This window comes from Embleya sp. NPDC055664 (genome assembly GCF_053618075.1).
In genome coordinates, this window is sequence record NZ_JBSHGZ010000021.1 from 1 (window position 1) to 20,957 (window position 20,957).

At 69.0% G+C, this 20,957-nt stretch carries 10 protein-coding genes and 2 pseudogenes; 9 read left to right on the top strand and 3 right to left on the bottom strand.

Annotation, left to right across the window (positions count from 1 at the left end; genetic code table 11):
- The first annotated feature begins 421 nt into the window (after window positions 1–421).
- The 5 genes from ACWGR4_RS28650 (at window position 422) to ACWGR4_RS28670 (ending at window position 7,348) form a co-directional block, all read left to right on the top strand.
- A complete protein-coding gene (locus tag ACWGR4_RS28650) occupies window positions 422–877 on the top strand; it encodes a hypothetical protein (RefSeq protein ID WP_452129835.1) in 456 nt (151 codons plus the stop codon).
- A gap of 226 nt (window positions 878–1,103) precedes the next feature.
- Complete coding sequence (locus tag ACWGR4_RS28655; RefSeq protein WP_452134262.1) at window positions 1,104–4,217, top strand: Helicase associated domain protein; 3,114 nt, start codon at window positions 1,104–1,106, stop codon at window positions 4,215–4,217.
- A 256-nt stretch (window positions 4,218–4,473) separates the two neighbouring features.
- Complete coding sequence (locus tag ACWGR4_RS28660; protein ID WP_452131655.1) at window positions 4,474–5,091, top strand: hypothetical protein; 618 nt, start codon at window positions 4,474–4,476, stop codon at window positions 5,089–5,091.
- Between the two features lie 269 nt (window positions 5,092–5,360).
- Window positions 5,361–6,089 (top strand): hypothetical protein, encoded by a 729-nt coding sequence (locus tag ACWGR4_RS28665; protein ID WP_452131656.1) that lies wholly within the window; start codon window positions 5,361–5,363, stop codon window positions 6,087–6,089.
- A gap of 617 nt (window positions 6,090–6,706) precedes the next feature.
- Window positions 6,707–7,348, top strand: a complete 642-nt coding sequence (locus ACWGR4_RS28670; RefSeq protein WP_452131675.1) for an ATP/GTP-binding protein — start codon at window positions 6,707–6,709, stop codon at window positions 7,346–7,348.
- 290 nt (window positions 7,349–7,638) lie between these two features.
- Here ACWGR4_RS28670 and ACWGR4_RS28675 read toward each other — a convergent pair whose 3' ends face one another.
- Window positions 7,639–8,544, bottom strand: coding sequence for a serine hydrolase (locus ACWGR4_RS28675; RefSeq protein ID WP_452131657.1), 906 nt, complete (start codon window positions 8,542–8,544; stop codon window positions 7,639–7,641).
- 398 nt (window positions 8,545–8,942) lie between these two features.
- On the opposite strand from ACWGR4_RS28675, the gene ACWGR4_RS28680 reads away from it, so the two are divergent.
- The 4 genes and pseudogenes from ACWGR4_RS28680 to ACWGR4_RS28695 all read left to right on the top strand — a co-directional run bounded on the left by ACWGR4_RS28680 (window position 8,943) and on the right by ACWGR4_RS28695 (window position 11,624).
- Entirely contained in the window at window positions 8,943–9,293 is a 351-nt protein-coding gene (locus ACWGR4_RS28680) for a helicase associated domain-containing protein (protein ID WP_452131658.1), read from the top strand.
- A gap of 211 nt (window positions 9,294–9,504) precedes the next feature.
- A pseudogene (locus ACWGR4_RS28685) lies at window positions 9,505–10,513 on the top strand (TniB family NTP-binding protein).
- Window positions 10,514–10,656: 143 nt separating this feature from the next.
- Window positions 10,657–11,382: pseudogene (locus ACWGR4_RS28690) on the top strand (TniQ family protein); the annotation flags it as partial.
- A 41-nt stretch (window positions 11,383–11,423) separates the two neighbouring features.
- The gene (locus ACWGR4_RS28695; protein WP_452131659.1) at window positions 11,424–11,624 is read left to right on the top strand and encodes a hypothetical protein; all 201 of its coding nucleotides are present in this window, start codon (window positions 11,424–11,426) and stop codon (window positions 11,622–11,624) included.
- 600 nt (window positions 11,625–12,224) lie between these two features.
- On the opposite strand, the gene ACWGR4_RS28700 is transcribed toward ACWGR4_RS28695, so the two are convergent.
- On the bottom strand, window positions 12,225–12,695 hold the full coding sequence (locus ACWGR4_RS28700) for a hypothetical protein (protein ID WP_452131660.1): 471 nt from the start codon (window positions 12,693–12,695) through the stop codon (window positions 12,225–12,227).
- Window positions 12,696–13,826: 1,131 nt separating this feature from the next.
- Window positions 13,827–20,837, bottom strand: a complete 7,011-nt coding sequence (locus ACWGR4_RS28705) for an RHS repeat-associated core domain-containing protein (protein WP_452131661.1) — start codon at window positions 20,835–20,837, stop codon at window positions 13,827–13,829.
- Window positions 20,838–20,957: the final 120 nt, after the last annotated feature.

Here is a 20,957-nt window from a genome sequence, read left to right on the forward strand (position 1 = left end):
CTGCGCGGCGCGGGCGCCGGGCTGCGGGGCGGTCGCGGCCGCGCCCACCGACGCTTACTGCTGCCGCAGCAGCTCCTGCGCATGGGCCCACCTGGGAATCAGCTCGGGGAGCCGCGTTGCGGCTCGCGGTGGCGCGGTGCGCCACCGAGGCTCCCCGCGTTGCGGGGAGCTCGATCCGCGGTGCGGATCGAGAACGAAGTGAGGGCCTCCCGCGTTGCGGGAGGCGTCCGATCCGCGTTGCGGCTCGGACCGGGGCCGCGTTGCGGCCCGCCGGCAGCGCGAAGTGGGCAGTGGGTTACGGGAGTTCCCTGTCGGAGGAGGGAGCGCGGGCTCCCCGCGTTGCGGGGAGCTACCGATCCGCGATGCGGATCGGTACAAGCGACGGGCCCCGGAGGTGGGTTCGGCCGGCATCGTTTCCGTCATGACCGAACCGAAGCCCCGAACGGTACTCCGCCTGCGTTTCAAGGAGTTCGTCGCCGATCCCGCAGACCCCGATGCCATGTGCCGTGAACTCGACCTGCGAGCGGATCTGTTGACGTTCGAGGACGGCACCACCACCTTCTGGCTCGAGGGAGTCGAGGTGTGCGACTTCCCCTCGTCCGCACTGGGCTCGGTGGAGTTGATCCCCGCCCGGGACACGACTGTGGGACAACCGGCGTCACACAAGGACGAGGCCGCGGACAAGGCCTACTCCGTGGAGGAGATCCGCACCCGCCACGCCAACGCCTACCAACGATGGACCCCCGAAGACGAGCAGCTGCTCCTCGAACTGCACGCCGCAGGACACGGCCTGGTCGAGCTCGCCCGACGCTTCGACCGCCAACCGGGCGCGATCCGCTCACGACTGGGGAGACTCGGCGTACCCGAACCGCAGTGAAACACGGCCGCGTACCGCTCCCCCGCCCCGAGTATGTGGCCGCGGCGTGACGGGAGGATCGGCGCACGAATCGAAAGGTCGGGGCGTCGCTTCAAAGGCCGGGGCGTCGTTGATGTTTTCCTTCGACAGGATTGGAGAGCGAGGTGACTCAAGGATGACTCAGGTAGACTTTGACGTATATCGGGAGCCCCGTCGGGTGTTCCGGAAGTGATGACGAGGAGGGTCGGTGCGCGAATTCGCCCCACGGCCGCGGCCGCACCAGGTCGAGGCCGTCGACGCTGCGGTGCGCGGCCTGGAGGGCCCCGTACGCCCGGGCGGCAACCGCGGGCTCCTGGTGTCGGCCACCGGCACCGGCAAGACGCTGATCGCTGCCGAGACCGCCCGACGCCTCGCGCCCACCGGCGGCACCCTCGTCCTGGTCCCCACCCTGGATCTGCTCACCCAGACCGTCACCGCCTGGCGCGCCCTCGGACACGAAGAGGCCATGCTCGCGGTGTGCTCCCTCGAGGGCGACGACGCGCTCGGCGCAGCGAGCGTGCGCGCCACCACCAGCGGGCCCAGTCTCGCCCTGTGGGCCCGACGGCACGTGCGGTACACGGTGTTCGCCACCTATGCCTCGCTCGGCGCGGTGATTCACGCGCACACCGGGCCCTACGGGATCCCTGCTTTGAGGGCTTGGACGCTGGTGTTGTGCGACGAGGCCCATCGCGTGGCCGGGCACGTCGACAAGAGTTGGACCGACATCCACGACAACACCCTCGTCCCCGCACTGCGGCGGTTGTACATGACCGCCACACCCCGCATCTACGAACCGTTCAAGGGGCGGCGCAGGAGGCGGCGCGGCGAACGGGGCGGGGGCGGTGTCGGGAGTGGCGCGGGTGGGCAGGGGGCGCTGTTCGAGGTGGGGTCCGGGAGCGGGGCGCGGGGTGTGGGCGGCGGTGCCGGGCGCCACGTCGAACCTCACATCGGATCACACATCGAACTTCCGCCGATGCCCGATGACATCGCATTCGAGGTCGATTCGGGTGGCGAGTATTTCTCATCGGAAATGCAAACCGGGGTGATCGATGAAACCGGTGAAATGCCTGCTTCATCTGACGGGTCGTCAGGTGGTGGGGGTGGCGCGTCGCCGGCTCGGACGGTTGGGCTGTCGCGCGTTCCCGCGCTTCCCGAGGAACTCGCCGTGTCCATGGACGCGATCGACGTCTACGGCCCGAGGATCTTCCATCTGGGGCTCGCCGAGAGCATCCGACGCGGTCTGCTCGCGCGGTTCGTGGTGTTGGTGGCGGACATCCGGGACAAGGAGTCGAACCAGGCCCGGCGCGACGCGCGCAAGGCCCTCGACGACGAGAGCCCGGACGCGCCGAGGCTGGTCGAGGCGTGGCGCGGCAAACGCCTCGCCGCCTTGCAGACCGCGCTGCTCAAGACCGCCCGCGAGAACGGGCTGCGTACCGTCATCACGTTCCACCACCGCGTCGCCGAGGCCAAGGCCTTCGCGTTGGGGCTGCCCGACGTCGGCCGGCGCCTGCGCGCCGAACTCCCGGACCGGGCCCCTGCGGACGTGCGAGCGGAGTGGCTGCACGGCGAGCACCCGAGCGAACACCGGCGCGCCGTCCTCGACCGCTTCGCCGCGCCGGGCGAACCCGGGGACCTGTCCGTGGTCGCGAACGTACGGATCCTCGGCGAGGGCATCGATTGCCCCGCCGTCGACGCCGTGGCGATCTTCGACGAGATGTCCAGCGTCGTGAACATCACCCAGGCCCTGGGCAGGGCACTGCGCCAGAAGCCGGGACAGGGCAAGGTCGCCGCCATCGTCGTTCCGGTGTTCCTCGACGACCACGAACGGCCCGACGACATGCTCCTGTCCGACGGACACCGGTACCTCGTGACCGTGCTGGAGGCGCTCCGCGCCCACGCACCCGAACTCGTCGAGGCACTCGCCGTCCCCCAGGCACGGGCACACGGCGCAGTACGGACGATCGCCGGAGCCGGGCCCGGCCGGGACGAGGACGAGGACGGCACGGCGGAACACGGCACAGCGAACGGCGACACGGCGGTCGAGGGGGGCGCGGGGACGGCCGAGGGGGACGTCGGTGGGGTCGCGAAGGGCGTTGGCGGGGTTGTGGAGGGCGCGGCGGGGCCGGTCGATGCAAACGGATCGGGCCTCGGCGGCGGGACCGAGACGCGGCCCCTCCTGCGGTTCTCCAGCCCGCGGGATCCGGTGGTGGTGGCGGACTTCGTGCGGTTGCGGGTGATCGACCCGGACGAACGCGACTGGGTCCGCGGGTATCTCGCCGCGCGGCGGTTCCTGGGGACGCACGGGCACATGAGGATCCCCCTCGACGCACGCGACGGGCACGACCACGACTATCCCGTCGGGCAGTGGGCCGCGGTGCAGCGCAGGGAGTACGCCGCCGGGCGGCTCGACGCCGGCCGCACGCGGAAACTCGTCATGCTCGGCATGGTGTGGTCGCATCCCGACGCCGCGTTCGACGACGGACTCGCCGTCGCCAGGCGGTACGTCGAACGCGTCGGACATCTCGCCGCACCACAGGGAGCCGTCCAGGACGGCGTACGCGTCGGCCAGTGGCTCGCCAACCAACGGCGTGCGGGTGTTTTGGACGCGCACCCCGAACGCCGCCGGGCCCTCGAGGAGTTGGACCCGTGGTGGAGGCCCGACGGATGGACCATCGCCTGGCAGAGAGCCTGCAACGAAGTACGACTGCACCTGCGGCGGGGCGGGACCCTCGACGAACTCGTGCCCGGACACGTCGCCGGTGGGCGGGACATCGGCGCCTGGGCGCAGCGGCACCGGCGGGCGGACGTGAGGGCCGGGCTGCGGCCCGGACAGGTGCGGCAGCTCGACGCACTCGGCATCACGGCCGAAACCGAACACGGGCACGGCGCGGTGGCGGGCGAAGGCGGCGCAGCGGGCGGCGACGGTGTCGAGGACGGTGTGGCGGCGGCTGCCGGCGTCGGTGGTGCGCGAGGTCGTGGTGGGAGGAACGGCACGGAGGAGGGCGGTGCGGTTGTTGGCGGCGACGGCGCCGGGGCGGCCCCGGTGCCGAGGCGCGGGCGGGGCGCGTGGGAGACCGGGTTCGCCGCGGCCGTCGCCTACCGCGAACGCGAAGGACACCTCGACGTGCCGCGCGCGCATGTCGAGACCGTGATCGGGCCGGTGGACGCAGCAGACGTTGAAGGGGCCGTGGGTGGCGCGGCGGGTACGGGCGAGGTGGTCGAGGTCCGGTTGGGCAAGTGGGTCAACAACCAACGCACCCGGCGGAACTCGTTGAACGAGGAGCGGGTGCGGTTGCTCACCGAACTCGGCATGCGCTGGTGAGGCGGTCGAGTGTGGGATCCGAAGTGAGGTTCAGGGCGCGGATTTGGTGTTTTCGCTCGGTGGTCGGTGTCGGACAATCTGGCGGCGGGATCGACCGCTGCTCTTGCCGGTTCGACACGGTGACGGCCCCTGCGTACGGCTTGGTGTTGGCCCTGGAAGGCGCCGCCGACCGGTGGTGTCCGGGTCGGATCAAGGACGCCTCGAACGTGCTCGAAAGTCAGTGCGTGCAGGTCGACCGACGGTTTAGCCTCGCCGGATGAGCGGCTTTGCGACGCACCGGTGGCGGGTGCACGACATCGGGCTTTCGGCGCGTGCCCGTCACGCCAGTCTCCGTACCTGTGTGGTGATGTTCAGGCCGTACGGCTTCCGGGCGACATACCACCATCTGTGCCGCAGCTCCGGGATCCCCGCGCTGCCGGACACGGACCCGGCGGCTCTTGTCCGGGCGGTGGAGGAGTTGGCGAACGCCCGGGAGCTGTGGCTGGCGGACGAATCGGCGTTCATCGAGCAGCGTCGCGCCGAGAAGTCTCGCGGGCGACGTCACCGGACGCCGGACGGCGGCTGGCGGGACCGGGGGCGGGGCTGGGAGGGCAGTCTCGCCTACTGCCCTGATCCCGAGGCTCATCCGATCGAGCCGCTCCCGATCGTCGTGGCACGCATCCTGAACTCCACAATCACGGCGACGGACGTCCCCTCGGTGTGCCGGGCATGTGGAAGCGACGGCGGAACGACCCCGTGGAGCGACGGCTACCGCCTTCACCGGCTGTGCGCACGATGCGGGGCCGGTCGCGGATGGCAACCCCGCAGTGTCGACCCCGTCGTGGTGGCCGCACGGGAGGAACGGTGGAAGGAGATCTGGAGACACAAAGCCTGAACGCGGGCTCGGCACGGCCCGGTCCCTCCGAACGCCCACGTCGAGGACGAACTCGGCACCACAGGCGGCCCTGCTCCGCTGCCTCGAAGACGTCGGTGTCTTGGTGTGATCGCGGACCTCCAAGGGGACGTGGCGCAGCGGCGGATGTGTTCAGGGGGGAGGGTGCTCGGGGAAGGTCTTCCTGTCGGGGGCGTTCACCGCGGCCTGTGAGACGTTGGGGAATCAGTGTGCAGCCGGCCCCGCCATTCGCGCCGACGGCGAAGGGCATCGTGGAGCGCACCTTCGGGTCGATCAACTCCCTGTTCTGCCAACGCCTTCCCGGGTACACCGGCTCCGACGCCGGCCGACGCGGCAGAGACGCAGAGCGTGAGGCGTGTTTCAGCGTCGCCCGGTTGCAGGACCTGCTCGACGAATGGCTCGTGCACGGGCACCACCGCCCCCACGAAGGACTACGCCATCCGGTGATGCCGAAGGTCGCGTTGACGCCGAACCGGATGTGGGCCGCCCTGGTCGCGGCGTGCGGATACGTGCCGGTACCACTGAGCCGCGGCGACTACCTCGAACTGCTGCCGGTGCGATGGCAGGCCGCCGGCGAACGTGGGATCCGCATCGACCACCGCACCTACGACCACCAAGTCCTGGGCCCGCTTCGCGGGCAGTCCTCCGGCGTCGTCGCCCGGGGCGGGAAGTGGGAGGTCCACCACAACCCGCACGACGGCCGCCGGGTGTGGATCCGTCTGCCCGACGGCGAGTTGACCGAGATCCCGTGGATCCACCGCGACCACGCCCACCACCCGTTCGACGAACGCACCTGGCGGTACGTGCGTGCCACCGTCATCCCCCACGCCGAGGCCGACATCCACGAGGCGAACCTCGCGGAAGCCTTCGACCGGCTCATGCGCCGTGCCCGCGCCGGAGGGGCCACCCGCGCCGAACAACGCCTCCTCGCCCGCAGCACACCCACCCGGATTCCCCCACCGGGACGCCCCGCGCGCTAAGGGCGGGAACAGGACCTCGGCGGCACCGTCCCGGGGACGGGCGAGGACGGCCTCGACGAACTCGACGACGACCCCGACGAGTCACCACCGCGGGGGTGGGGCGCCGACGAAACCGACCCCGGCTCCCCCGCACCGCCGTACACGCGGTACGGGCTCTACGACGCACACGAGGAGGCCCTGAAATGGTGAGCCCCGGTGAGCAGTCGGGCGAAGGCCCGAGTGACGAGGGTGTGGACGCGACGGAACAATCCCGGCCGGTCACCACCTGGCAGGGCCGGCAGGACTTCGCGACCGCACCGGCCCCGACACAGCCCGAGCCCGATGCCCCCGCCACGCAGTCGGGAGGAACGCCTGGCCTATCACTCCGCGTTCGCGAGCGTCCGCACCCCGACCATCGACACCCTCGCCACCAACATACGCACGCCGACGCTCCCGGGCCCGGGGACGCCGGCAACACACCACCGCCCGACCGTCCCTGATCGCCGGTGGGCCCGCCGCCGCGGGCAAGACCACCGCCCCGCACCCGCGTCGGACGCGCCTGCCACCTCGCGGAGGCCACCCGACGCGGCGCAGGGGGTGCAGGGGTGGAAGGCCGGGTGCCGGTGGCGTACGTTCTCGTGCCACCGGGCGCGACCGCGAAGGCCTTGGCCGCCGAGTTCGCCCGCTATCTCGGCGTCCCCGTCACGGCCCGGATGACGCAGGCACAGATCACCGAGGCCGTCTGCCACACGTACGACCGGGCCGGCGTCCGCCTGGTCCTCATCGACGAGAACCCGCCGCCTCAACCCCCGCACCACCACCGGCGCCGAGACCGCGGACCTGCTGAAAGACCTCACCGAACGCATCCGGGCGACGTTCGTGTACGCGGGCATCGACGTGACCGCCACACCGTTGTTCGCCGGGGTACGCGGGGCGCAACTCGCCGGACGGGCCTCGCTGATCGAGTGCGGGGCCTTCCCCGCGCGGCTCGGCACACGCGAACCATTCAAAGAGTTGATCACCGGCGTGGAAACCGCCCTCGACCCGAAGCGCACACCACGCGGGGACACCACCGCCGCCTCGCGTCGTATCTCCACCAACGCACCGCCGGACGGATCGGCAGCCTCACCCGCCTCATCCGCCAAGCCGCCATCACCGCCATCGACGACGGCACCGAACGCATCACCAAAACCAGCCTCGACACGGTCCGCCTCGACCACCCCGCCGAAACACACCACCGTCCCGGCACCACCGCCGGGTCCCGCACACCCCGACAGTAGACACACCCCGGGGCCCTGCAGCCATACAAAACCCTGTGACCTGCGCAAACACGGTCCGGGCCTTGAGACACACAGGCTATGCGCAACACACCCGCGCATTCTCAACAAAAACGCCACACCCCCAGGCCAGACCCCCACAGCCTCCACCCGGACAGCCCCGAAATGTTCTCATCCGACCTGCAACACCCCAGCTCACGCCACCGTCCACACACCAACCACCACCCCCGAAATCACAGGAGCCTGTCGGAGATCCCCGAAGGCCTCGCCCGAAGTCGGCGCCGGCCGGGCTTTCAGGCGCCTGTGTTCCGCAGTGCGGCGACGCCCCGTGCGGTGGCGGTGCCGATGGCCCGGTTGATCGCGGCGTCGTCCGAGCCCGGTCGGGAGCGAGTGAAGACGGCAGCGGCGTATCGGCGGCCGTCGGGGTAGGAGATCACGCCGATCTCGTTGCGGATCACGCCGACCAGGCTGCCGCTCTTGGCCGCGACCCGCACGGGAGGCCGGAATCCGCCGGCGATTCGGTGCCGGGTCACCTGCCTCGCCATCACGGCGCGCACCCGTGCGCAGGCGGCTGCGGGGGCCGCCCGGTCGGTCCAGATCAGCCGCAGCAGGTCGACCATGTCGCGCGGGGTGGTTCGGGTGCCCCGCAACGGATCCAACGCGCGGCAGGCGAGGAGCCGTTCGTCGGCCCGCGCCGCCTCGTCTTGGGATGCGCCGGCCGCCCAGGCGAGCGCGTCCTTCCAGCCGGGATGCCCGAGGTCCCGGCCGATGGAATCGAGCATGGTCCGCAGGTCGGACTCGATCACCGTGCCGGTCAGCCCGAGCCGCGCCGCCGTCGCGTTGAGCGCGTCGACGCCGACTCGCCGCACCAGCGTGTCGGTGGCGTGGTTGTCGCTGATGGTGAGCATCAGCACGACCATGTCCCGCCACGAGAGCACGGCGTCGTCGTCGAAGAGCGAGATCCCGACCGGGCCGGGAGTCCGGTCGAGGACACTCAGCGTCACGCGCTCCCGCGGGTCCAGCCGGCCTTCGGCGAACCAGGTCTCCGCCTCCAGCGCGATCTGCACCTTGACCACCGAGGCCGACACCACCGGCGCGTCCGGACACAGGCCGAACTCGACCTCGCCTCCCAGCGGTTGAACACACAACGCACCCTCACAGCCGGCCCGTTCGAATATCTCTCGGATGTCGTCCGTCACGGCGTCGATCCTGTCAGGGCCCTTCGGTCCGCATGGATCGTTACACCACCGCCGGGCGAAGGCTTCCGGGCGACGGCGGTCGATGCCCATGCCCCACCCCGATCGAACCACCCGACGGCCGAGCACGGTCACGCGTACTCGGCCGAGTACTTCGACAAGACCTGCGCACCCGAGCGGGATCGGTCCCCGGCCTGCGGGCGCCACCCGCAACCGATTCGACCGAATCCCCGTGGGCCCGCGCGGCGCAAAGTGTCGCCGTCGGTGCGACCGCGCACCGTGGAACGGGCCGAGCAGGGCGCGGAGGGCCAGCCGGACGACGTGCGCATGGACGTCGTGCACCGTGGGACCGGGGCCGGGATCGGGCGGTAGGTAGCTCGGCGGCGGTCCGGCTGAACGGGTTGAACGCGGCGCAGCGCGACCAACTGCTCGCGTCCGGGCTGACGTCCACCCGCGATGACCGACACCACGGGGCCGAGGCCGGGGCGGCGGTGTCGGTGCCGGACGGACCTCGGCCGCGGCGCACGCGGGAGCAGGCGTGGGCGATCGCGGTGGCCGCGGCGGCGGCCTACCGGGCCCGGGTCGGGCATTTGGAGGTCCCGCGGGCCCACGTGGAGTCGGTGACCGCGTTCGACGGGTGGCCGAAGGACGTCCGGCTGAGGGTGTGGGTGACCACGACCAGGAGCAGGCGAGCGAAGCTCTCGGAGGAGCGGATCGCGGAGTTGGACGCGTTGGGGATGCGCCGGACGTGAGCCGGGGGCCGACGGGGTGGATTGGGGTTACTCACGATGAACCCCTATACAGCCTGCGCATTTTCGAGGGTGCATATCGGCCCCCGACCGGCCCGAACACCGCTGTGGGCTCCGTCGTTTCCAAGGACGACGGGGCAGGCGACACCCCAGGCGACGGGTAAACGGTCGGCCTGGTCGGCATCCGGTGCGCGCGGTGGTGTGCGGTCGGTGTGTGATTCGCGGCGTGCGCTGGCGGGACTTCGTCGGCGCGCCCGTTGCCGTCCCTCCCCCGCCCGGCGCCGAACCGCGGGGCCTCGAGGAACGCGTCGCCTACCACTCCCGGTTCGTCGTCGTGCGCACCCCCGTCATCGACGCGCTCGCGAAGAACGTGCGCACCCTGATGATCCTGGGCCGGCACCAGGACGTCACCGCGCGCCCCGGGCTGATCGTCACCGGGCCCGCCGCCGCGGGGAAGACCACGGCCCTGTTGCAGGTCGGACGCGCCTGCCACCTCGCCCACACCGCGCGAAGCCGCGCGGGCGGCGGTGCCGGTGAGGGGGTGCCGGTCGCGTACGTCCTCGTGCCGCCCGCGGCGACCGCGAAGACGTTGGCGGCCGAGTTCGCCCGCTACCTCGGCGTGCCGACCACCGACCGGATGACCCAGGCGCAGATCACCAACGCCGTCTGCCACGTCTACGGCGAGGCGGGGGTGCGACTGGTGATGATCGACGAGATCCACCGGCGGGGCCCGCGCACCACCGCCGGCGCGGAGACGGCCGACCTGTTGAAGGACCTGACCGAGCGCATCGGGGCGACGTTCGTGTACGCGGGCATCGACGTGGCCGCCACGCCGTTGTTCACGGGGGTACGCGGCGCGACTCGCGGGCCGGGCGGCGTTGATCGACTGTGGGGCGTTCCCCGCGCGTGTGGGTGGGGCGGAGCCGTTCCTGGACCTGGTCGCCGCCATGGAGAACGCTTTGGATCTGCGTGCGCATCGGGCGGGGACGGTGCCCCGGTCGGTGTCGTATCTGCATGCCCGCACCGCCGGGCGGATCGGCAGCCTGGCCCGGCTCGTCCGCCAGGCCGCGATCGACGCGATCCTCGACGGCACCGAACGCATCACCCGAGGCGGCCTGGACGCCGTGCGCCTCGACCACCTCGCCGAGGAGCACCACCGGCCTCGCAACCCCGCCCGGGCGCGTACACCGCCCGCCCGCGCGACGGCGCGACGCGTCCCGTGAACGCGAACGGAAAGGCACGCGGGAGCGGGAAGACGCGCGGCGGGAGGAGACACGAAGGCGACGGGAGCGGCGGGGAGCACCCCGACCCGGGCCCGACGTGGCGATACCCGCAACTCCCGCCCTCGGGCGCCCTGCGGATCGCGCCCGTGGCGTTCGAGTCGACCGCCTCATACCTGAACCGCCTCGGGAACGCCTATCGCGTGGAGGTGCCCCGGTTGCTGGACGACCTCGGCATCGAACTCCACGGCCCGGGAGGGCGAACAGGACCGGGAGCGGCAGCGCCTCGCGTCGAGATCCACCTCGACCACGCGGCGCTACACCGCCTGGCCGCGTTCACCCGGATCCCCCACGACCACCTGACGCAGGCTCTGCCGCGTCCGACCACTGCGGCCGAATCCGAATCCGGCCTGCGCCTGCCCCGCCGGACACAGCCGGCCGGCATCGACGCCACGGTGGGGCCGACCCGCGTCGGCGAGGAGAACACGGCGCGGAGACGGACGGCCGGCGCGCGGGTACGCGTCCTGGCCACCGACGAGCGACCCGTCCGGGCCTGCCCGGTGTGTGCACGACGCCGAACCTGCGGGGTCGGCGTCGTGGCGTGGACGTATCCGCCCGCGGACCGCATGTGGTGCCCTCGCCACCGGTATCGGGCGAGTGGGGTCCGGTTGCCGGGTCCTCTCGACACGGGCGGGCTCTCCGGGATCGGCCTCGCGTACCGGGTCCACCGGCGCCTCGCACGACACCGCGACGGCACGACCGCGTACGCCTGGGCCGGGGCGGCCACCACCCGCTGGTACGACCGCGGACGCCACCTGGCGCGGCGCTGGCAGGGACGGTTGGGCCGGCTCACCGCGGCAACCCCGCCCTGACCGCGACAAGCGGCGTCTCGGCCGCTCTCCTTGCACGCACCGTGGTCACCTATCCCGAAACCGTCACCCTCGCCCGCGCGTTGGTCACACTCCCCCGGGCCGTCTCCCGGACCCCCCGCGGGCCGGCGGCGTATCGACACGCACAGGCCCTGGAACACATCGCCGAACGCCTCGAACTCCCCCGCCTGCTGGTCCCGCCCGACGACCTCCTGTGGGCGAGACTCCACCACGGCCCGGCCTGACCGGTAACAACCCGCCCCCGGAAAGGGGCCGGCGCCGGCCCCGACGAAACCCCGACACCAGCCCCACCCACGGCACCTCACCACAACAGCGGGAAACCCGACACCATCGCCGAACCCCGCAAAACACCAGACCACAGGGCCGATCAGGCCAGCGGACACCCGCGGACACCCCGTACCGACATCCGGAAACCCGAGAAAAACCCGCGGTTGCCTTACGACGCATCAATACATCAACGAGAAACCCACAACAGTTCTCACGAAACTACGAAACCCCAGACCGGCACCACCGACCCGGCCCTGCGAAACCCCCACCACCACAACCCGAAACCACCAACCCACCCGATGGATTCTCAACCAACACACGAAAACCCAGACCAGCCACCAATTCACCCCACCACTGAAACGCCAGCCACATCACAAAACTACGAAACCCCAGGCCCCCGGGCCAATCCCGCGAAATCCTCGCCACCACAATCCGCAACCACCGACCCACACCGCCGGATTCCCAACCAACACACGAAAACCCAGACGAGCCATCAACCCACCTACCACAGCGATGCTCCGCCACACGACGACGGATGGCAGCCACACACCTCAAGATCACTCACGGGACAAGCCTTGGATGTTTCGGCTGGTATCGATCCACGCAACCGTCGAGAACACATCGAGATAAGCCAGGTCCGAGTCGTTCAGGGCCGCGATCCGCACAGTAGAATATCCGCCCCTATCGAGCCATGGCGCCTGCGGATCAACCGCTGGACCAACTTCCACCAGAAGGCCATTTTTGGCGAATACACGATATCCAGGACGAGGCCATTTCCATCCACTGAAACCAATTCTTTCCATTGAATCAAGAATCCGTGGCAATGACTCATTGGGTACCTGAGCACCCAGCCTACCGTAATTGGACAAAACGATAACCGACTTCACTGTCACATGCACGAGCATCTCCATGAGGTCCTCAGTGGTTCGCTGCAAGCCGCCCCCCGGCTCTCCTTCATAGACAACATTCGGTTGACTCGGATCAAAAACCCAAATCCAATCCCCAGTAGGATCCTCCATGAATGCCACCCGATCTGATCCCATTCGAATACGTGTGGGCTCATAAACCCTAATGCTGGCAGACCAAATCTCTGGCCAGCAAGACGTGAGTGTGTACCACTCTTTGAGCGGTACAGGTAGACCGAGAGGCAAGTCCATGAGGCCAACCGCAGGAAACTGCGCGGGACGCAGCCAACGACTAAGGAGATCGGAAACATCGATGTCCGCAGGATTAATCATCTAGCTATTATGGCATCCCATCCTACCCACTTGCCAGGGAGCAAGAGGCCTGGGCCCACTGCGATGTAGGGCCGTCCTTATCAGGCCGCACAGGGACCCACGCAGAAGACCCATCGGACGAATCAGAGGCAGCGGAAGCTCCCCAGCACCAGACTTCCCATCCGAGGTGAGCGCGATTGGAACCGTCACCACCAGACCATGCGGCGCCTTCCCTCGTTTCGCCAAGGTCCGTAGTGCTCCAGCCGCACTCGTTGATCATGGCTGGGTCCATCGTCGGTAGTGGTGGGCACCTCGGGCTTATTTCTGCGCCAGTGCGGCCAGTGAAAAACGTGGCCGGGACGCAGCGCAAAGTGAGTACCGCGGCGGGGATCAAACGGCGGCTCTCGTTGACGTCAGCGGAATCGGTGCCGTTGGGTACGGGCGTCTGATCCGCGTGTGAGAATGTCGGACCTGGTGATGGCCGAGGCCGGCGCAGCCCTTCCCCGCCCGGAACAATTCCTGGATCGACCATCGGATCCCGGTGACCCGCACCAGCGTGGCGAGCGGGGTTGCCCGGAGGTAAAACAGCAGTAGAACGCCTACTTACGCGTGGTCGGGTGTCGGCGAATCAACGGCTGACGGCGGTCACCGTTTCGTCCAACGCGATTTGCTCCCACCGCACATGCACGGCACCTTGGCGTCAGCGCCGCACCGTGCGCCAAGCGGATATACCGGCAGGCGGGCCGCGGCGTGATCGGCCCGGATCGGGGTGTGGCCCTCATTGATCCGGATCTGGGCCCAACACGCCACTGCCAGGACGAATCCACGCCGTGTTTCTCCAATCCGCCCGCAATCCGAGGCTCGCCGTACGCTAATCGGGCCACCGGCACCGTCACCACCATCGGCGAATGAATATGACCAAGATGCGCATCTGAAGTCGACCTAATCGGCCTTTCCAATAAACATTCGATTCTTGATCACTCCGCTCTCATTCTGCCAGATCACCAACAATCGTCCACCCTGTGGAACCATTGCCCCCATTTCCGGAATGCAATACTTACACGCACCGTAGGTACCGGTGATATAGAGAGTCGCATTCTGCCTGCTCTCGCGCATGATAGCTGCAGTCTGATTCTCCAGGTGATGGAAGTTCTCAGGCGTCGTTCCGGGAGGCGCGATATGCTCTGGGCGGAGATTGCGGCCGTCCGGACCGGATGAAAGGTCATACCTGGTGCCATCGTCAAGAACGACGTGGCCAGACATTCCACCCGGGTTCTTGAATTTGCTCGCCGCGTCATGAGCCCTTTTGAGGCCATCCTCCATATCCGCTTGACATGGAAGCGAATTATGGACGAGTACTGCCGTGCTGCCTGCCAGTACGTAGTAGGTGTGCAACCCCTCAATCGTGAGGTTGTTCACCTGTCGGTGCTGCGTCCACTTCCTGGTGGCCGTGACTTGTACGTAGGTACCCGCAGAAGTGCGTAGCAGGTCGCCGGGGGTCAGGTCTTCGGCATCAACCCAGTCTTGCCGGTCTTCGAGCCAGAAGGGGTGATGGTCGGTGGCAGTGATCGTGCCGGTGGCTGTGTCGTCGTCACCGTCCGTGTCGACAGTGATTTCGACGAGGGTTTTTTTGCCGACTCCCGTGATCAGCGCGGTGACCTGCTGTGGCGAGGTTTGGCCCGACTCGGGATCGGTGGCCATGACGACTTCGCCGACGTTGACCTCGCCGATCGGTTTACCGGAGCCGTCGGCGAGTAGTACGAGGGTCTCGGGCAGGAAGCTGTTGCAGCCTCCACCGGTCTTTCCAGCGAGTAGTTTGGCGGTACTTGGGGACACGTTCAACGGGACGAGTCTGGAGCCGGTGGGGCCGATCTCGCCGGTTTGGAGCTTCGACAGGGAGTTCCACCACCAGTAGACCTCGCCGAGTTCGGAGTCCAGGCAACCGGCGGTCTTGGCACATGCTTGGAACAGCGACATGGCCTGGACAGTCCACTTGTACTTCAGGTCCGGGCTGTCGTAGTGCTTGGTGTTCCACGCGTAGTTCTTGGAGTAGCGCTGCTTGAACTCGAACTGGTTCTTCACCGGGAGGGGCAGGTCCCGGCCGTCCGGGCCGACCCAGGGATCGTCCGGGGCCGGCGGTGGGGTGGCCCAGTCATTCGGTCGCGTCCCGTGGTCAGGGGTGTCTGCGCCTTGGCAGAAGGGCTCACAGTCGTCGAGCGGCCGGAGTCCGGACGGGTCGCTGTAGGTGAGCGGGTTGTTGTTGCTGTAGGTGTAGCCGTGCATCTGCCCGGCGTTGGTGAGGTCCATCACCGGGTCGACGCTGATGAAGCGGCCGAGGGTGGGGTCGTATTCGCGGGCGCCGACGTGGGTGAGGCCGGTTGAGTCCATGGGCTTGCCGAGGAAGCCCTTGTCGTCGGGCCATTGGCCGTTCGGTTGGGTCGGCTGAGCGCCGCGGGGTTCACCGAAGGGCTTGGACTGGCGGCGGGTCGCGGTCAGGGTGGTGGAGTCGAGGGTGCTGACCGGAGTGCCGTGGTGATCGGCCGCCATGTAGGTGAGCGGGCCATTGCCGTTGCGGACGACCGTGGTACCGCCCGTGGTGGGGTAGTAGCGGGTGCCGACGACCGGGCCGGACTGGTCGGTGTTGGTGGTGAGTTCGTCGCCACCGAGGTAGAGCGTGGTCTTGCCGGCCTCGCGGCGGATGATGCGGTTGCCCTCGGCGTCGTGGACGTATTCGCTCGTGTTCGTGGCGGAGGCGACCTTGGTGAGCTTGTCCTCCTCGTCCCAGGTGAGGGTCTGGAGGTTGGCGTCGGCGCCCGGGCGGGTCTTGGTGTTGCCGGACTGGTCGTAGGTCAGGCCGGTGGTGACGGTCTGGGCGATGCCGGTCTTGACGGTGACCGAGTCCAGGCGGTGGGTGCGCGCCTCGGGCTTGGCCCCCGCCCGGTAGGCGTACTCCGTGGTGACGTTCTTGGTCGGGTCGTCAGTCGCGTCGTGGTCGACGAGTTTGGTGCGGTTGCCGACGATGTCGTAGTCGAAGGACTGCCAGTACGTGTCGGGGCCGCCGAGGGTGGTCTTGGTGGGGGTTTGGGTGACGCAGCCGCCGAGGCCGGGGACCTTCGGGGAGGGGGCGGTCGTGGTGCCGGCGGTGTCCGTCCAGGCTTCCTTCAGGCGGCGTTTGGCGTCGTAGGCGAAGCACTGGGTGTCGGTGGTGTTGTTGTCGCGTTGGGTGCGAATGGAGGTGACGTCGCCGGACGGCTTGTAGGTGTAGGCGGTGGCGTCGACCCGGGCGGTGGTGCCGGTCTCCTTGGCCCATTCGGTGTTGAGGAGACGGCCGGTCGCGGGGTCGTAGATGCTGGTGAATGCGGCCTGGAGTGGGGTGTTGCCCAGGGTGGCGCGAACGTTGCGGCTGAAGGGGTCGTAGCTGGCGCGGTTGAGGTAGCCGTTGGCGCCGCCGAGGGACGTGAGCAGGCCCGCGTTGTTGTAGGCGTGGAGGAGGGTTTCGGCGGGGAGTCCGCCATGGGCGGGCAGTTCGGTTTTGTATGGCAGTCCCAGCACCGGTACGTAGGTGGTGCTGGTCGTGTAGACCCCTGCGAGTTTGCCCTCTACGGCGGGGATGGTGGTGCGGGTGCCCGCGGGGCGGTAGGTGCCGGGTTCGAAGCCGGTGATCTCGCTGGTGTACTTCGCGCCCGACTTGCCGCCCACGTAGCGGGAGGAGCCGTCGGCCTGCCCCTTCGCGTAGCGGTCGTAGGTCCACTCGGCGAGGAGGTTGGCGTCGGCGACGGAGTCCTTGTAGGAGGCGGTCTTTCGGCCGAGGGCGTCGTAGGTGTAGGCGAGCTTTTGGCCTCGGGCGTCGGTGGTTCCGATGACACGGCCGACGAGGTCGTAGCGGGTGTCGGACGGGCCCTTGTCGGGGTCCTCGACGTGGGTCTTGCGGCCGAGGAAGTCGTAGGTGTACGTCCAGGTGTTGCCGCCCGCGTCGGTGACGGTCTTGAGTTCCTCGCGCGGGGTGTACGTATAGGTGATTTTCGTGTAGCCGTCGCCCTCGGGTTTGCCGCCGTTGTACTCGCGTAGTTCCTTCGGTTTGCCGCGGGCGTCATTGATCGACAGCGTGGCGGTGCCGCCGTTCGGCGGGGTCACGCGGGTCTCGTCCGCGCCGGCGTACGTGGTCGTGGTGCGCCACTGTTCGATGGCCTTGGAGGAGAAGACCTGGGCGGTGGTGCGGCCCATGCCGTCGTAGACGACGGAGTCCTGGCCGGGAACCTGGGCGTCGTCACCGACGAAGACGGCGGTCTCGGGCTCCCAGTCCTCGTTGAGGTAGGGCTGGTTCGTCTTGTACGGGCGTCCGAGGCTGTCGTAGAACGTGTCCTGGACGACGCGGCCGTAGCCGTCGTTGGGGAGGCTGGACTGGGTCTGGCGCTCCTGTAGGAAGCTGTTCAGGATTCGATGAGAGACCGCGTATTGCTTGTCGAGTTGCAGCGTGCGCGTGGTGACCACGGAGGGAGTGGTTTTGCTGATCGTGTATGCGAACTGGAGGTCGGCATCGTTCGGCTTGGCGTTGCCCGGCTTCCAGACGGCGATCAGCCGGCCGAGGACGTCGTATTCCTGCTCGATGGCCACACCGTTCGCGTCGGTGGCCTTGATCGCGAGGTTGCGGGCGCCGGCGTAGGTGGTGGTGGACGTCCAGTTGTTGGGATTGGTGACTGCGACCGTGGTGGGCATGGTTCCGGTCGCGGGAGCGTACGCGGTGGTGGTCGTGCGGTTCTCGGCGTCGGTGGCGCTGACAACTCGGCCGTACGCGTCGAACTCCGACTTGGCGGTGGTGACCCAGTTCGGAGTGCCGTCCGCCTTGTAGTCGATCACGGCGTCGCTGGAGGTGACGTCCCCGATCGTGCCGACCTCGCCGTAGGGCTTGTTGTCGTAGAGCGTGTGCGACCAGGCGTAGACGGTGTCCTTGGTCGCGGCGGTGTCGCACTCGCCCACGAGTGATTGGACCTCGACGGGTTTGCCGATGATCCAGGCCGCGGTGTTGTGGGCGTAGGCGGTCTTCGTGCAGTACTCCGGAAGGCCGTCGGCCTTGTCGGACACGGTCTCCGGGAGGCCGTGGACGGGTTCGTAGGTGGTGGTCTTGGAGGTTTGGCGCCAGGTGGTGTTGTCGGCGAGAAGGCTGCGGGTGCGGGTCTGCTCGGTGGCGGTGCGACGGGCGGTGAGTGGGGGCAGGCCGCGGGCGCGGGTGTGGGTGGCGGTGACGGGCGAGGAGAACGGGGTGTTCAGGGTGGTGGTCGCGACAGTGCCGCCGTCGCCGGTGAACGTCTGGGTCTCGTAGGCGAATCCGGCGTGCTGGTCCGCGTCGACGAGGGGGGTGTCGGTGGAGTCGGTGAGGGTGACGGCGCGTGTGGTGCCGTCCTTCTTCACGTCGCCGTCCATGCCGCGCAGGTAGAACGTGGCGGATTGGGTGACGGCGTCGGGGGCCGCGCCCGTGCGGGTGACCACCTGGCCGTAGCCGCGGTATTGGTTCCAGGTGCGGCGGTCCTTGCTCTTGGGCTTGGACGCTTCCTTGTCCTCGGTCAGTTCCGCGTCGTCGCGGTGCCAGGCGGCGCCGCCGAGGTATTCGTAGCGGGTGGAGCGGTTGGGGACAGAGGCGTCGATGTCGTGTTCGGTGACGGCGGCGACGGTGTACTTGTGGAACCAGTGCAGGACCGGGTCCGAGGCGTCGTCGTAGTTCCACCACATCGGGTAGCACGCCTTGGTGTTGGCGTCCTGGGCGGGGAGGGTGGTGGGGGCGCACTCGGGGGTGTTGTACGTGACGGTGGTCTGGCCACCGGTCTCGTTGGTGATGCCGGTCAGCCGGCGGCGGTTCATCGGCGGGGCGAGATCGCCTCCGGCATCGACGCGGTTGTGCTTGAACGTGCCGGCGAAGTCGACCGAGGGGACATCGATCTTCTTCGTGCCGTCCCAGGCGGTGCGGGTGATCGAGTTCAGCCACAGGGTGGCGGAGGAGCCGTCCTGGGGGTCGGGGTAGTCCTGGTCAAGGGCGAACTCGTCGACGGTCTGGTAGGTGCCGGCGACCAGGGACTGGGTGGTGATCTTCGTCAGGCGGCGGGTGGAGAAGAACGTCTGGCCGTACTCCTCACACTTGCCCGAGGTCGCGCACTGCTTGTCGACGGGGACGTCCGGCCACTTCGACGCGTTGGCCTTGGTCATCTTGGCCGGGTCGCAGTCGAACCCGTCCTTCTTCAGGCAGCGCTCCGCGGTGTCGAAGAGGACCTGGGCCGTGGGCTGCCCGGTGTCGGTCTTCTTCGAGCCGTAGGTGATCTTCGCGAGGGTGCCGCCGCGGGTGTATTCCGTCAGGGTGCCGGAACCGACCAGGACCGCGCCGCGTGTGTAGCGGTTGGTCTCCGGGTTGTAGGTGTAGGTGACCATGCCGCCGCGCGGATCGATCACGTAGTCGAGGTTCCACCGCCACGCCTGCTGGCACCAGGAGGAGTCGAACCCGGCTGCCTTGTAGCAGGGTTCGGCCGGGTCGTTGCCGTAGACGGGGGCGGACCAGGTTGCGTTGGTGGCCGGGCCGGTGGTGGTGCCGGGCTTGTGGCCGACGCCGAAGTAGTACTGGACGCCGGCACCGGTGGTCAGGCGCCAGTGCTCGCCGTCGTTGTCGCCGTTGTCCGCGCCGGTGAGGAGCTCGATCCGGGAGTCGTCGTCGTTCTCCAGGCGCCACTTGCTCTTGTCGGTGTCGTCCTGGATCAGGACGGACGACTTGCCGTTGAGGGACAGGGTCTGGGTGTTCTGATTGGACCAGCACTTCTCGCCGGACTTGTCCCGTCCGTCGCGTGCGCACGATTGGTAGGAGCGCTCCACGAAGCCGGGCGAGTACTCCCAGCCCTCGCCGATCCACGATGCCTGGTTGTTGGTGGAGGTGGTGCGGCCGTCGACGCCGCCCGAGTTGTAGGCCAGGTTGACGGTCGGGGCGGTGCCGCCGACCACGGGCGGGACGGTAATGCCGTAGGACCAGTTCATCGAACCGGAGTTGCCGCCGGCCGACCACTGGCCCGACGGGGACAGGGACGTGGCCTTGTAGTCGCCCGAGGGGCCCGAGGCGTCCGCCGTGGTGGCCAGGACCATCGCACCGCCGACCGGTGCGGACGCGTTCTTCGCGTTCGACGCGGCGACGGGGGCCGGGGCCAGGTCGACGTCGGCGAGGACGCGGTTCTTCGTGCGGTCGTTGCGGGCGCCCGTGACGGGGGTCTTGACGCGGCAGGCGGCGATGTCGGGGGTGGTGAGGGCGCATTCGGGCATGGCGACCAGGCGCAGGCGGGTGGACCAGTCGGCCCCGAAGGCGTTGCGGAATCCGGTGTAGTCGATGCCGACGGTGACCCTGCCAGGGGTGGCGGTGGTGTCGGTGCGGCGGACGGTGACAAGGGCACCGTCGACGCCGGCCTTCTCGGCGGTGGCGTGGTCGGCGACGGTGACCTTCACGCGGGCGGCGGGGGTGTTCGTCGCGGCGGCGGTGGGGGTGCCGGTGCGGAGGGGGCCGGGGGTGGTGTCGGGGGTGGTGATCCAGACCGGGGTACCAGGGGCGTTGCCGCCGGTGGGGGCGGCCAGCAGGGACGATCCTCCCCGGGCGACGAATCCGGACGCCAGCGCGGGGGTGGTCTCTGTTTCGGCGGCCTTGGGCCACTCGGTTTTGGCGGGGTTCCAGGTGGGGTGGCCGTCGCCGGTGAGCGGTGTCGCCTTGGGCGTGGTCGCCTTGTGTCCGGGGACGGAGGGGGTTTTGGGCAGGGGACTGGGGGACCACGCGTTGGGGTCCGGGGGGTCGGCGAGCCAGTCCAGGGCCTGGGCCGGGGCGACGTTCGCGGTCAGGGCCAGCAGCAGCGTCCCGACGACGAGTATTCGTGCCGGGCCCGCGCCGTGTTCGCGACGGGACCGCTTCTTCTTCGTTCCCCAAGGCCGGTTACGCATCTCGAACAACCCCCACCAGGCAGGACGGACCCCGCCCCCGAGCAGGCGAGAGATCACAGACGGAGCGCACGGTAGGGCGTAAATCCCGTGTGGGTAAAGGCGGTTCCCGGTGGTTGATGT

Excerpts from the sequence above, each read along its gene's own strand:
- ACWGR4_RS28705 (WP_452131661.1), bottom strand. The coding sequence starts at position 20,837 with ATGCGTAACCGGCCTTGGGGAACGAAGAAGAAGCGGTCCCGTCGCGAA.
- ACWGR4_RS28650 (WP_452129835.1), top strand. The coding sequence starts at position 422 with ATGACCGAACCGAAGCCCCGAACGGTACTCCGCCTGCGTTTCAAGGAG.
- ACWGR4_RS28660 (WP_452131655.1), top strand. The coding sequence starts at position 4,474 with ATGAGCGGCTTTGCGACGCACCGGTGGCGGGTGCACGACATCGGGCTT.